The sequence below is a fragment of the Pseudodesulfovibrio sp. JC047 genome, from assembly GCF_010468615.1.
Classification (GTDB): Bacteria; Desulfobacterota; Desulfovibrionia; order Desulfovibrionales; family Desulfovibrionaceae; genus Pseudodesulfovibrio.
Genome location: NZ_WUEH01000012.1, coordinates 25,188 through 39,385, shown reverse-complemented (window position 1 = coordinate 39,385; position 14,198 = coordinate 25,188). Strand labels below are relative to the sequence as shown.

Annotated in this window: 14 protein-coding genes; 7 read left to right on the top strand and 7 right to left on the bottom strand. The window is 54.2% G+C overall.

The window, feature by feature from the left end:
* Positions 1–10 precede the first annotated feature (10 nt).
* The 6 genes from cbiE to GO013_RS09545 all read left to right on the top strand — a co-directional run bounded on the left by cbiE (position 11) and on the right by GO013_RS09545 (position 5,740).
* Positions 11–1,246 (top strand): precorrin-6y C5,15-methyltransferase (decarboxylating) subunit CbiE, encoded by a 1,236-nt coding sequence (gene cbiE / locus GO013_RS09570; protein ID WP_239057814.1) that lies wholly within the window; start codon positions 11–13, stop codon positions 1,244–1,246.
* 54 nt (positions 1,247–1,300) lie between these two features.
* Complete coding sequence (locus tag GO013_RS09565) at positions 1,301–2,572, top strand: MFS transporter (RefSeq protein WP_163810524.1); 1,272 nt, start codon at positions 1,301–1,303, stop codon at positions 2,570–2,572.
* 10 nt (positions 2,573–2,582) lie between these two features.
* Positions 2,583–3,140 carry an AmmeMemoRadiSam system protein A gene (gene amrA / locus GO013_RS09560; protein ID WP_163810522.1) on the top strand — a complete coding sequence of 186 codons (558 nt, stop codon included), beginning with the start codon at positions 2,583–2,585 and terminating at the stop codon, positions 3,138–3,140.
* Positions 3,141–3,314: 174 nt separating this feature from the next.
* On the top strand, positions 3,315–4,013 hold the full coding sequence (locus GO013_RS09555; protein WP_163810520.1) for a flagellar brake protein: 699 nt from the start codon (positions 3,315–3,317) through the stop codon (positions 4,011–4,013).
* 4 nt (positions 4,014–4,017) lie between these two features.
* Positions 4,018–5,220: an HD-GYP domain-containing protein gene (locus tag GO013_RS09550; RefSeq protein WP_163810518.1), complete on the top strand. Its 1,203-nt coding sequence runs from the start codon at positions 4,018–4,020 to the stop codon at positions 5,218–5,220.
* Positions 5,221–5,293: 73 nt separating this feature from the next.
* Positions 5,294–5,740, top strand: a complete 447-nt coding sequence (locus GO013_RS09545) for a hypothetical protein (protein ID WP_163810516.1) — start codon at positions 5,294–5,296, stop codon at positions 5,738–5,740.
* 6 nt (positions 5,741–5,746) lie between these two features.
* Here the strand turns inward: GO013_RS09545 and GO013_RS09540 are convergent, their stop codons facing one another.
* The 5 genes from GO013_RS09540 to purN all read right to left on the bottom strand — a co-directional run bounded on the left by GO013_RS09540 (position 5,747) and on the right by purN (position 8,751).
* Positions 5,747–6,019 carry a cysteine-rich small domain-containing protein gene (locus GO013_RS09540; protein WP_163810514.1) on the bottom strand — a complete coding sequence of 91 codons (273 nt, stop codon included), beginning with the start codon at positions 6,017–6,019 and terminating at the stop codon, positions 5,747–5,749.
* Between the two features lie 60 nt (positions 6,020–6,079).
* Entirely contained in the window at positions 6,080–6,487 is a 408-nt protein-coding gene (locus GO013_RS09535) for a secondary thiamine-phosphate synthase enzyme YjbQ (RefSeq protein WP_163810512.1), read from the bottom strand.
* Positions 6,488–6,587: 100 nt separating this feature from the next.
* On the bottom strand, positions 6,588–7,355 hold the full coding sequence (gene cobM / locus GO013_RS09530) for a precorrin-4 C(11)-methyltransferase (protein WP_163810510.1): 768 nt from the start codon (positions 7,353–7,355) through the stop codon (positions 6,588–6,590).
* A gap of 142 nt (positions 7,356–7,497) precedes the next feature.
* Complete coding sequence (locus tag GO013_RS09525) at positions 7,498–8,040, bottom strand: 3'-5' exonuclease (RefSeq protein WP_163810508.1); 543 nt, start codon at positions 8,038–8,040, stop codon at positions 7,498–7,500.
* Between the two features lie 6 nt (positions 8,041–8,046).
* The gene (purN, locus tag GO013_RS09520; RefSeq protein ID WP_163810506.1) at positions 8,047–8,751 is read right to left on the bottom strand and encodes a phosphoribosylglycinamide formyltransferase; all 705 of its coding nucleotides are present in this window, start codon (positions 8,749–8,751) and stop codon (positions 8,047–8,049) included.
* Positions 8,752–8,957: 206 nt separating this feature from the next.
* On the opposite strand from purN, the gene GO013_RS09515 reads away from it, so the two are divergent.
* Positions 8,958–9,704 carry a transporter substrate-binding domain-containing protein gene (locus GO013_RS09515; protein ID WP_163810504.1) on the top strand — a complete coding sequence of 249 codons (747 nt, stop codon included), beginning with the start codon at positions 8,958–8,960 and terminating at the stop codon, positions 9,702–9,704.
* Positions 9,705–9,774: 70 nt separating this feature from the next.
* Here the strand turns inward: GO013_RS09515 and cobA are convergent, their stop codons facing one another.
* Positions 9,775–11,283 carry a uroporphyrinogen-III C-methyltransferase gene (gene cobA, locus GO013_RS09510; RefSeq protein WP_163810503.1) on the bottom strand — a complete coding sequence of 503 codons (1,509 nt, stop codon included), beginning with the start codon at positions 11,281–11,283 and terminating at the stop codon, positions 9,775–9,777.
* A gap of 231 nt (positions 11,284–11,514) precedes the next feature.
* On the bottom strand, positions 11,515–14,181 hold the full coding sequence (locus GO013_RS09505) for a valine--tRNA ligase (protein ID WP_163810501.1): 2,667 nt from the start codon (positions 14,179–14,181) through the stop codon (positions 11,515–11,517).
* Positions 14,182–14,198: the final 17 nt, after the last annotated feature.

Here is a 14,198-nt window from a genome sequence, read left to right as displayed (position 1 = left end):
CATGTCGATCATGGAACCTCTTCACATCATCGGTCTTGCCCCCGGTTCGCTTGCCCTATCGCACGCCGCACGCACGACCCTTGCCACAGCCAATCTGGTCGTGGGTGGTACCCGTTTACTCGCCGCCTGCCATGACGAAATTTCGTCAACTTCATGCACCACACTCCCCATTGCCGGGGCACTGGCGCCAATCATCAAAACCATACGTACAACTGCCCAAGCTGGAAAATCCGTGGTCGTCCTCGCTGACGGGGACCCGCTTTTTTTCGGCATCGGCAAACGACTCTCCGAAGAATTCGGTCGTGAAAACATCTCGGTCGAACCCAATATATCAACCGTCCAAGTGGCTGCATCAAGGCTGAAACTCCCGTGGCAGGACATGAATTTCGTGTCTCTGCATGGACGTTCGGACTACGCGCCACTCTATGCGGCATTGGTCCGAGCCGATCAGATCGCCGTCTTCACCGATGCTGAAAACACCCCGGCCGAAGTGGCTCGTGCCCTGCTTGAACGGGGTGCCGACTGCTTTGCCATGACCGTCCTTGAGGACCTTGGCACCCCGGAGGAACGTATTCGTCCTCTGGCTCTGCCCGACACCTGGGGCATGGAGTTCTCTCCCCTCAATCTGGTCATACTGGAACGGTTATATCCACCTGAGATCGATTTAAATCTCGGTATTCCCGATCATTTCTATCTGCACCAGAAGAATCTCATCACCAAGCTGCCTGTTCGAGCCACGGGATTGGCCCACCTCAATGTCAAACCGGACTCCACAGTCTGGGACCTCGGCGCGGGCTGCGGGTCCGTGTCCATTGAGGCTTCATACCTCGCCCATCGCGGACACGTCTTTGCCGTGGAGCGACACAAGACCCGAGCGGCCATGATCCGCGAAAACATTCGACGCACTGGCGCATGGCTCGTCAATACGGTTCTCGGAGAACTTCCAAAGGCTCTTGATGGACTTCCTGCACCAGATCGCATCTTCATCGGTGGGGGACTGGGGGGGCCGGCCAATCAGAAATCATCCCTGCTCTCCATTGCCTGTGACCGGCTCAAACCGCAGGGCCGTATTGTGATTCATTGCATTCTGCTGGATTCCCTGCATGAAGCCAAAGACACCTTCAAAAAACTCGGCTGGCATTTTGGCGTCACGCAACTCCAGGCTTCGGCCACGGATTCCCTTGCTGGGGACCTTCGATTCAAGGCGCAAAATCCAGTCTTCGTCCTCTGGGCAGAAAAACCCTGAGACAATGTGACCGAAACAGTGTCAGCAGTCATTTAACCCGAGGATACCGTCACCATGTCTGCCGCACGTCCCTCTTCACCACTTCGGGCCATCCGCGCATGGGCGCTCTACGATTGGGCCAATTCGGGATTTGCGGCACTGGTACAGACCTTTGTATTCGCTGCCTACTTTACCAAGGCCGTCGCCGAAAACGAAACCATCGGCACGGCCCAATGGGGCACCATGATGGGGGTTTCCGGCCTGCTGATAGGTCTTGGCGGCCCGATTCTCGGAGCCATTGCCGATCGATCGGGCAGCCGCAAGCCATGGCTCGGCCTGTTCACCGGACTCTGTATTGTGGCCACGGCCCTTCTCTGGCTGGTCCAACCGGACACATCGTGTGTCTGGCTCGCATTGCTGCTGGCCGGAATCGGCACGCTCGGCAGTGAATACGCCCTAATCTTCTACAACGCCATGCTCCCTGATCTGGCATCCCCGCAAACCATTGGCCGATGGTCAGGCTGGGGCTGGGCATTGGGATATGCAGGCGGACTCGTGTTGTTGGTGATCGCTCTCTATGGATTTGTCCAACCCCCGGGGTGGTTCGGCATCTCCCGGGAAGCAGCCCTGCATATCCGAATGGTCATGCCGCTGACCGCGCTCTGGTATCTGATTTTCTGCCTACCGCTGTTCTGGTATACCCCGGACACCCCGACCGCAGCCATTCCCTTCAAACAGGCAGTGGCCGAAGCATGTATCCAACTCCGTCAATCCCTCAGATCCATGCGAGACTCCAAGGGAATCGCCATTTTTCTGCTGGCCCGGATGCTGTACAATGACGGACTGACCACCATGTTCGCTTTTGGCGGTATTTATGCGGCGGCCACCTTTGGTCTGGCCCCCTCACAGGTCATCATCTTCGGCATCGGGCTCAACATCACGGCCGGACTGGGCGCGGCCTCATTCGCCTGGCTCGACGACTGGCTGGGACCGCGAAAGACGATCCTCTATGCCCTGATCGGACTGATCGTTCCGGGAACAGCCATCCTGCTCGTCACGGACGTGACCCTGTTCTGGATATTCGGCCTGAGCCTCGGTTTTTTCGTCGGCCCGGTCCAGGCTTCGAGCCGCTCCTACCTATCTCACGCGGCCCCACCCGAACATCGAACTGAAATGTTCGGGCTTCTCGCCCTGTCCGGCAAACTCACATCCTTTGTCGGTCCCTTTCTGGTCGGTTGGCTCACCCTTGTTTCAGGAAACCAACGGGTGGGCATGGCTTCCATCATCGTCCTGTTCGTCCTTGGCCTGATCGGAATGTGTTTTGTCCCTGCCGTCAAACCCCAATGAGAGGCATATCATGACCCATTTTCGTTTTACCCTGACAGATGAAGAAAAGACCTACCTCAAAGAACTGGTCAAACAGTCCATCAAATTCGGACTTGGCACAGCCGATGCTCCATCCACTCCCCCGGAGCCGCCGACACAAACGCTTCGGGATGAACTGGGGGCATTTGTCACTCTCAAGCTCGGCGGCACCCTGCGAGGATGCATTGGGAATGTTCGGGGCCAGGGCGAACTGTACCGTACCGTCTGGGCCATGGCACACAGCGCAGCCTTTGAAGATCCCCGATTTCCCCCGGTTACCGACCATGAATTCGATGCACTCGACATCGAAATATCCATTCTGGGTCCCATTGAAAAATGCCTGGACCCCGAACAGGTGGAAATAGGTCGCCATGGCCTGATCGTCTCCCAAGGGCGGTATTCCGGTCTGCTCTTGCCACAGGTCCCGGTGGAATGGGCGTGGGATCGGGAAACATTCCTGACGCAGACCTGCATCAAGGCCGGATTACCCAAGAATGCCTGGATGTATGAAAATACTGATATTTTCTGGTTTGAAGCAGTTATTTTCTAGTCCACACACGCACAGCATCAGCCCTTCAATACAACCCGTAATGTACAAACGGGACTTTCTCCTATCGACAACACTCGAAAGTATAGGCTATATTCGCGTGTCCGAACGGACTCGACTGTTCTAAAAATGGACAAAACGCATTCGAGATTCCCTAACATCACGTCCCATCACACAATGCCTCCGAAGCCGCATACAACCAAACCGGAAATCTGTACCCTGAACGACACCAAAGTCGCACTCATTCCCGGCGTCAAAATGCAGATTTCATTAGGGAAAAAAGTCATCATCCGAATTCCTGGGACCAAACAGTCCTATCGCGGAAAAATCGTGGGCTACGAACCATACGACTATGTCATTGCCAATGTGCGTCTGCCGTCACGCATCCGGCATGAACTCGCGCTCGGCGGTGAAATCATTTTGAAATACATCCACAAAGGCACGGTGTATGGGTTCAAGACCACGGTGCACAACGCCATTGTTTCTCCGACTTCTCTCCTTTTCTTCGATTATCCCAGTGTGATTGAAAAAATCGAATTACGGCGCAAGGAGCGCACGCATTGCAACATTGACGGGACACTCCATACATCCAACGCGACATATGACTGTTTCATCGTCAACGTGAGTGAAACCGGCTGCAAAATTTCCGCTCGGGCCGGTTCGCGAGACCAATTGTCCAAAGCACGGGTCGATGACACCTTGTTCGTGATAATGAATCTCGGTTCAAATGGCATTCTCAAGCTGCCAATCCTTATACGAAACGTCCACAAGGACCACGGCATCATCACCATGGGAACCATGTTTCTGGATATTCAAAAAGAAGAAAAGGAACACATCAACGCATACCTGGCCCGAGTCCAAAGGCATACCCGTTAAACCCATGATAAAAAAAATAGCCATTAACGAACTCACCGTCGGCATGGAAGTGGTTGCACTGTCTTCCAGCCCGTGGAAACATCAACCATATCTCTATGCGGTTCCCGGTGTCATTGAATCCGAAGACGCGATCACCCGAATCAAGAAATCGGGTTTCCAGCAAGTTGTTGTCAGAACGGAAGATGTTGAAGCTCTCGCCGACAGCACCACGCTCAATACCTTGTTGCATCACACAGCCTCGGCCGATTCCGTGCAACGCGCCCCCTTTTCCGAGGCCATCAAGACAACACGAGTTACCTATGAAAGTGCCATGGCCTATGCCATGAAAATCATCAACGACGTGAAAATGGGTCGAGGAATCGACTATGAAACGGCACTGGAAACGGCCAATGCCATTGTGGATTCGGCGATCAGTAACCCGGACACTTTGATCTGTCTTTCACGACTCGCGGCTTTTGACGAGTACACGTACACCCATTCCATCAATGTGGCTGCCATTGCCGTTGTCTTCGGTGAATTCATCGGCATGTCCCGCGACGATCTCGTCATGCTGGGCCTGGCCGGTATGATGCATGATCTTGGAAAGACATCAGTTCCAACCGGAATCGTCCACAAAAACGGCAGGCTCTCCCGATTCGAGTGTGCGGAAATGCAACGGCATCCCGAGTACGGATACGCCATTCTGAGCCGAAATACCGCCATTCCACACAAGGTGCTTGAAGCGGTCCGAGCGCACCACGAAAAATGCAACGGGTCCGGCTATCCCAACGGACTGACTCGTCAAGATATTCCGGCCTTTGCCCGCATCCTGTGCATGGCAGACATCTACGACGCGCTCACCAGTGATCGGTGTTACAAAAAAGGGGTCCTGCCCAACAAGGCCCTGGGCATCATGTACGGAATGCGAGATCAGGACTTCGACTCCGTGGAGGTCCAGTTGTTCATCAAGTGCCTTGGGATCTTTCCAGCAGGCAGTCTCGTCAAATTGAACACCGGCGATTTTGCGCTGGTTTTCGAGTCCAACGCCGATCGCCCACTGTGTCCAAAAATCAAAATCATCATGGACCACACCATGCGGCCCGTCACGCCATGGGATCTCGACCTGGCAAACCAGTCTTCGGGTAAAACGCCTCCCGTCGAAATCAAGGAATGTGCCGATCCTTCGAAATACCGCGACACGCTTCTCGAAAGCATGATGCCGCAATAATGCCGTCGGTCACTTCACTGTTCCCACACGCCATGACACCACCGCCAGCCACGCACGCCATCGGAGAATCCACATGATCGACACCCAGGTCTGGGTCGGCATCCTTGTCACGACCTTTCTGCTCTATCTGCTCAAATGGTATGTCCTTCGCAAACGAAAGGTGAAAATCTATCGGATCAGCCGGGAATCCTTACACCGGTCCAAAGATGTCCTGATGGCGGTGCTTCCACTCGTTGAAGACGAAAGCGACCACCCACTGGATGAATCAATGCTCCCGTATTCCAAGGAAGACATCAAAAGTGCGGCCAAAATACTGGCGTATTATTTCTGGAGAAAACGTCGGCACGAAGACCTGCAAAGGATCAAGCACTGCTTTGTAGCCATTTCCCGATTTCAAAATCCCAAGCATGACCTTGAAGCGCAAGCCCGGGCGGCTACCTGGGAAAGGAATCGCCTCGAAAGGGAGCTGAATCTGTACATGACCCATTCACCATTCTCAGTGAACAGACATACCAAATAGCCCCGCTCACTCCTCCGAAGAAGTCTCACCACGGATCACGGCGAACCGTTCCCGCAACTTGGCCAGAATGTGGTCATACCCTTCATATGTATGTGGGATGAGACAGGCGGTGCAGTCCTTGACCCCGGATTTCAAAAGTCGGTAGTTGCCGCCGCATTCCTCAAAGAAATACAACGGACAATAACAGAACAGACAGTTGAACCGTTCCGGCCGACTGGTCTTGTGACACGGGAAATACTGACAATCGGTATTACTAAAGAACCGGTGACTATTTTTCATCACACCATTCCCTGAATGATGAACACGCTCCGTCACAACACGAAAACGCGCTCCATCGTGTTACTGTTCGCAGGTCGAAGCCATCCACTGCATCCACACGGTACGCGTTCTTGGCCCATCAAATTCACAGAAGTACAGCTTCTGCCATGTCCCGAGCTGAAGGACTCCGTCCGCAACGATCACATGCTGATCGCACCCAAACAGACTGGATTTGATATGCGCATCGGAATTGCCCTCGGCGTGCAGATAGTCACCATGTAACGGAACAAGTGCCCGCAAATTCACGAGGATATCCCGCACCACATCGGGATCGGCCCCCTCGTTGATGGTGATGGCTCCCGTGGTGTGCGGACAATACACCATCAGCACGCCATCCGACCATCCCTTTTCCCGAATCCGCTGTTGCACGGCCTGCGTGATATCCACCATTGCTTCCCGGGAACGGGTCTGCACACGGAGCGTTTCCACCACATTTCTCCTTGGGTTAAGACAATCCAGGCGAACGTCATGACGCATTGTCACGCTCTCTCGCATTTCGGCGAAAAGAGACGACCGCGCCGAACCATTGCTATTTTCGGAACATATGCGTGAAATTCTCATCATACAGCAAGGACTGGGCCGTGCCCGCATCGTCAACACCCTGTCCCGGCAAGATCAGGAACACGGTCTGACGCACAAAATCGTTCTCCCGCGCGGTCTGAGCCAGATTGCCGAGCTGGGCCTCGACCACTCGTTGTTCCGGCCATCCCACTCGATATGCCATGACCACCAGCGTGGATTCGGCCAGGCCTCCTGCCAGCAGTTCCGTCTGAATACCTTCGGGATTGCCTGCGGATAAATAAATGCACATGGCCGAACCATGAGACGCCAATCGGCGCAAGGCCTCGGCTTCAGGGACCGGTGTTTTCCCGGCCAATCGAGTAAAAATCAGGGTCTGAGTCACTTCCGGAACGGTGTATGACCGGGTGGCCGCAGCCGCAGCCGCAAATCCAGCCGTGACACCGGGAATGACCGCATACGACACCCCATCCCGATCAAGCAGGGCCATCTGTTCACGGATGGCCCCGTACAGGGACGGATCTCCCGTGTGTACTCGCGCCACCGTGCCACCGGCCTGAACAGTCTCCATCATCAGGGCATGGGTTTCTTCCAAATTCAACGGCGCAGAGTCCGCCACCCGTGCGCCGGGCTTGGTTCCGGAAATGACCTCCAGAGGCACCAATGACCCGGCATACAAGACCAGATCAGCCTCCTTGATCAACCGCTGCCCCTTGACAGTCAGCAATTCAGGATCACCCGGTCCTGCTCCAATGAAATACACATTTGTCAGACCCATATAATTTTATACCACGCTGTTTGAAAATTCATGACGATGACACCACGCTACACGGTGGTGTCGCGAAAGCCAAGAAAACGGCACAAAACACCCACATCCACAGGACAAATCCCCGGACAAAGAGTGCCCCTTCTCATGCTATCTAAAAAATCCGGTCCATGAAATGCGGGTTCTCCCGCAGACCATTGACCGCAATAAGCGCACACGCTTCTGCATCGGACGCCGCATTATGGTGATTCAACGCAATCCCGAGATGATCGCACACGCTGGGCAGTTTATTGGACGCCAGTTCCCACGTGGTCCGAGATAACTGGACCGTACACAAAAACGGTTGCGGCGGAGCGTTCCACCCGGATTCCTTGCAGCAGGTGTGCAAGACTGACTTATCAAAAGGCGCATTGTGCGCCACAATGAAATCAGCATCCGTGAAAAGCGGTTCCAGCTCCGGCCATAGGTCGCCGAAACTCGGTTCATCACACACATCTTCCCAATGCAGGCCATGGACCCGAACGCAAAATGGGTTGAACTTCTTCCGGGGAGGCCGAATAAGCCGGTAATCCCGGGTGACGATTTCACCCTTGTCCACCACGACAATGCCAACGGCACAGGCGGAATCCCGTTTGGGATCAGCCGTTTCAAAATCAATAGCTACAAATCGAACATCTTCAATAGAATGCAGTGACATACCCGTTTAAAACCCCGCTTCCAATGGTGGCCAAATCAATGCACGAGTCTCTTTATCGACACCCGCGACAGGTTGGATGGCCTGTTTTTTTTCTGCCGGTTTCAGCCGCACGGACCGATCCTCGATTTCGAGTCGTCCTTCTGCGAGCCATTGCAAGGCCTGTGGAAAGACCCGATGTTCCATTTCCAAAATACGCGATCCGAGGCCATCGCCACCTTCGCCTGCCAGGCAGGGAACAGCGGCCTGAATGATAACCGGCCCATGGTCCATTTCCTCATCGACAAAATGAACCGTACACCCGGCAATCGTGACGCCATACTTTGCGGCGTCGTCCTGCCCATGCACACCGGGGAACGACGGCAACAACGCCGGATGAATGTTGATGACCCGATTTTCAAATGCACCGAGAAAAACATGGGTCACGATACGCATGAATCCAGCCATGACGACCACACCCTCAGGACCGACACCACTCTCCGTGATCGCCCGGACCATTTCGGCATCAAAGGCTTCTCTGGAGGCATGGTCGGTATGCAGCAGAACCCGTGTGGGAATGCCGTGGAGTCTGGCTCGTTCAAGCCCGTAGGCATCGGCCTTGTTGGATATGACCAGCTTGATTTCGACATCCAGTACTCCGGCTTCGACCCGATCGATGATGGATTGCAGATTCGACCCGCTCCCAGACACGAGAACGGCTATGGGCAATGGCATGAATACTCCCTTGAAATATGTCCAGAAGGTGTTTTTCTCCAGGCCCGAACTTGGCCCAATCCGCCCATTTTTTCAAGCGCGGATTTTCCACAAGCAGCCACAGTACAACATCGCGTGCAAATATCTGTAAAAACATTGCTTCCCTACTGAGGTTTTGTCACAACAGGGGTGAGGGCACATCTAACATCGTATTGTCTGTCTCTACTATGAAAAAAGCACTGTGGGCATTCGCCTTTTTATACACCGTCATTCTAGGGACCGCTTCGGCCAAAGCCCAGAAGATACTTTTTCTGACGGAAGAGAATCCTCCCTTCAACTATACATCAGCAGAAGGGATATCCGGTCTGGCAACAGATATCCTGTTCAGAATGACCGAGATTGCTCAGGTGCCACTCACCCGCGACGACATCCAGATCCTGCCGTGGGCCAGAGCGTATCAAAAACTCCAGGACGAACCCAATGCCATCCTCTTTTGCATGGCAAGAACTCCTGAACGAGAAAAGCACTTCCAATGGATCGGACCGATTGTCCACATCAAAAGCAGCCTCATTGCCCCTAAAAACAAGAAAATCGTCATTCGAGACCTGGTAGCCGACACTCGGCACTATTCCATCGGAACGGTGCGAAAAAGTGCGTCCGATCACGCGCTGACCGCGCACGGCGTGCCAAACCAAAATATCCAGCGTTTGCATGACATTCAACTGAACGTCCAGAAACTGCTCTCTGGTCGCATTGATCTGATCGCCATACCGGAACTCGCTTTTTCACATCATATCAAAAAGCTGGGGGCGGACCCAGACCTGTTTGAAAGCGTCTACCCACTCATGGACAATGCTTTCTCCTTCGGAGTGAATCCATCCATGGACCCGGCCACGGTCAACAAACTCCAAAAGGCCCTCGACCACCTCACGATCTCAGGCGAACTCGATCGCATTATAGCACGCTATCGATAACACGCCATCCAACAAAAAAAGGGCTTCAACCACATGGTCAAAGCCCTTGTCAAAAGCCTTTTCAAAATCGTTATTCCGTATCCTTGACTAATTCCGCCACCAGACCGGGAATCGTGTAATCCTCCGGTTCCAGACTTGGCGTAAAGCCGAATTTCCTGACGGTGTCAGAAGTAATCGGTCCAATGGAGGCGATCTTCACTTCAGGGTACTTCTTGAAAACATCGGGTGAGACCAATGCAAAAAAGTTCTCTACCGTGCTGGACGAGGTGAACGTCACATACTGAATTTCACCATTGGTCAGCGATGCTTCCATGTCATCCCCGGAAGCCTGGACGAGTTTGGTTTCGTACACTGGCAGCACCGTGACGTTGCATCCGGCCTTTTTCAATGCTTCGGGCAGGACTTCACGGGCGACCTTGGCGCGGGGAATGAGGACATCCGCTCCCTGAATATCCAGTTCGAGCAGCCCCTTGACCACATGTTCAGCCACATATTTTTCCGGTACAAAATCCGGCTCGATCCCACGGGAGCGCAATGCGTCCGCCGTGGCCGGTCCGATCGCCGCCACCTGCATTCCGCAGAAGATACGGGAATCCAAACCGATTTCCTTGAGTTGTTTCCAAAAGAATTTCACGCCATTCACCGAGGTGAAAATCGTCCATTGATATCTGGCCAACTGCAAGATCGCGGTCTCGACAGCCATATAGTCAGCGAGTGGTTCCACGGAAATGGTCGGGAACTCGTGGACACAGGCACCGTGGCCGCGCAAGACATCGACCAGCCCGGACGCCTGTTCACGAGCGCGGGTCACAACCACGCCCTGGCCGAGCATGGGTTTCTTCTCGAACCACGCCAGCTTGTCATGCAGGGAACACACCCCACCGACAATAATGATGGACGGGGCCTTCCAATCGCGTTTTTTGGCCTCTTCAGCCACATTTTCCAAAGTGGAAACAAAGGACGTCTGGTTGCACCGGGTCCCCCAGCGCACCAAAGCGACTGGCGTATCAACGGCACGACCATTGTCCATGAGATTCTTGGCAATCATGGGCAGGTTGCCCACACCCATATAAAAAACCAGTGTGGATGTGGATTGCCCGTACACGGCCCAATTGTTACCGGATTGGCTCTTGGTCGGGTCCTCATGTCCGGTAATAAAACAGACAGAGGTCGTGTGATCGCGATGGGTGACCGGAATACCGGCATAGGCTGCGGCGGCCACACCTGCGGTGATACCTGGAACGACTTCGAAATCAATACCGGCCTCGACCAATTCCTCGCCTTCTTCGCCGCCACGACCAAAGACATAGGGATCGCCGCCCTTGAGTCGGCAAATAACCTTGCCGGACCGAGCTTTTTCCACGATCAGATCGTTGATTTTATCCTGCGGCAGGGTGTGATCTCCACCCTTTTTGCCCACATACAAAATTTCACACTCCGGCTTGCACCACTTCAAAAAGTCGGCGTTGGCCAGATAGTCGTAAATCATGATGTCGCAGGTCTCGATGATTTCCTTTGCACGCAATGTGAGCATTCCCGGATCACCCGGGCCGGCTCCAACAAGAAATACGTTTGCCATGATGTTTGCCTCCGCACCCCCATCCCTTTCTCCTTTCCGAAACGCGTGGGCCGCTTCGCGAGTGAGGGGGAAAACGGGGTGCTGATGTTTCTGGCACAAGCAAAAGGACTGTGCCGCGCGTCGCCAATAAATATCATTTGCATTCCCGAACTCTTGACGACGCGGTACAAGTTCAGGTGAAAGAACCGAGGGCGGCTTCATGATCGAAACCGCTCCCGGAATGAAGACAATTTATCCCATCACGCTTTCAAGGCGGGCCTTGAGTTCGGACAGTTTGGTTTTTTCTTCGTCCATTTCAGCCAATTTTCTCTTCTCGCCTTCGACAACCGCTTCGGGAGCGTTGTTCACGAAGCCGGGGTTGGCCAATTTGCCGGATACACCCTTCATGGTCTTTTCAAGTTTGACCATATTCTTGTCCAGACGGGCCAGTTCAGACTCGAAGTCCACCACGCCTTCCAGCGGGACCGACACTTCGTTGCCCTGCACCACGGCTGCGCCGGATGCCTTGGGAGCGACCACATCAGGACCAATGGTCACGGTGTCTACCCGGGCCAAGGACTGAATCAAGGTAATATTAGCTTCGAGCACGGCCTTGTCGGCATCGGACACGGTCTTGATGAGCAAATCCAGCTTTCTGGCCGGTTCGATCAACAGTTCGGTCCGGATATTCCGCACACCGGACACCACGCCCATGAACAATTCCATGTCCTTGACACTGGCCGCATCCAGACACGCATCCCGAGTCTCGGGGAACGGCAGGGTCGCGATATCATCGGACCGGTCATCGCCAGCCGGACGGGGCAGCACGGACCAGATTTCCTGCGTGATGAACGGCGTCACCGGGTGCAACAGAACCATGATTTCGGACAGCACCGTCCACAACACCACTTGTGTCGCGGCCTTGGCCTGTTCGTCTTCACCGTACAGCGCAGGCTTGACCATCTCCAGATACCAGTCGCAGAACTCACTCCAGATAAACTTGTAGAGAATCTGGGCGATCTCGTTGAACTTGTATTCCTCAGTGGCCTTGGTGATCGCCAGCTTGACCTCTTCGAGGCGGTGCAGAATCCACTTGTTGGCCAGCCCATCCGCTTCAGACAACGTAACCGCCGGAATTTCTTCCGGCAGATTCATCATGGCGAACCGGGTCGCATTCCAAATTTTATTCATGAAGTGCTTGTAGCCTTCAATTCGCTGTTCCGAGAGCTTGATGTCGCGGCCCATGGCAGCGAAGCTCGTCAGAGTAAAACGCAGGGCATCAGCACCATATTTCTTGATCATGTCCAGAGGGTCAATGACATTGCCCGTGGACTTGCTCATCTTCTTGCCCTTTTCATCCCGGACCAACGCGTGAATATACACATGGTGGAACGGAATCTCATCCATGAATTCAAGCCCCATCATCATCATGCGGGCCACCCAGAAAAACAGGATATCAAAGCCGGTGACCAGGCAGGACGTCGGGTAATATTTCGCCAATTCCTTGGTCTCATCGGGCCAGCCCATGGTGGAAAATGGCCACAGGGCGGACGAGAACCAGGTGTCGAGCACATCTTCGTCTCGAACGATCTTCTTTGACCCACACTTGCAGCAACAGGTCGGATCATCCACGGCCACGGTCAATTCACCGCACTCCTCACAGGTCCAGGCCGGGATACGATGCCCCCACCAAATCTGACGAGAAATACACCAGTCACGAATTTCGTCCAACCAGTTGTAATACGTCTTGGTCCAATGTTCCGGGAAAATCTGGGTTTTGGACGGGATGGCGGCACGGGCCTTTTCAGCCAGCGGCTTCATGGACACGAACCACTGGGTGGAAACATGCGGCTCGATCACGGATTTGCAGCGATAACACACGCCGACCTTGTGATCGTGGTCCTCGATGGATTTGAGCTGTCCGAGTTCGTCGAGTTCTTCGAGGATGAGCTTGCGCGCGGCCACGGTGTCGAGTCCCTGATATCGTTCCGGGGCATTCTCGTTGACGACACCATCTTCATCCAGAATGGAAATCACTTCGAGATTGTGCTTGCGGCCCAATTCCCAGTCGTTCATATCGTGTGCGGGGGTCACCTTGAGGCAACCGGTTCCGAATTCGATATCAACGTATTTGTCACCGATGATCGGCAACTCGCGGCCAATGATGGGCAGGATCGCGGTCTTGCCAATCAAATGGTTGAAACGATCGTCCTCGGGGTTCACGGCAATGGCTGTATCGGCCAGCATGGTCTCGGGACGCGTGGTGGCGATAGTCAGGGTACCGGACCCGTCACCAAGTTTGTATTCAATATGATGGAGCTTGCCGGGTTTCGGCTCGTGCTCGACCTCATCGTCAGCCAGGGCGGTGTGGCACCGATTGCACCAGTTGATGATGTAGTCGCCCTTGTAGATGAGACCTTTTTCATACAGCTCGACAAAAACCTTGCGAACGGCCTTGGCGCGCTGTTCGTCAAAAGTGAAACATTCCCGGCTCCAGTCAACGGATGCGCCCATGCGACGGATCTGGCTCAGGATATGGTCACCCTTCTCCTTTTTCCAGTCCCATACACGTTCGATAAATTTTTCGCGGCCAAGGTCGTACCGGGTCAAACCCTCTTCCTTGAGCTGCCGCTCGACCACGTTCTGCGTGGCGATACCCGCGTGATCCATCCCGGGCACCCACAGGACATTCTTGCCCTGCTGCCGGTTGAAACGACACAAGATGTCCATGATGGTCAGGTTGAGCGCGTGGCCCATATGCAGAACGCCAGTGACGTTCGGCGGAGGAATGACGATGGAATACGGATCGCCTTCCGCCTCGGGATCAGGGGTAAAAGTCTTGTTTTCTTCCCAGTGGTTTTCCCACTTTTCCTCGACATCCCACGGTTCGTAGGCTTTGGCCAACTCTTTACGTGCCATGAAATCCTTCCTTTATG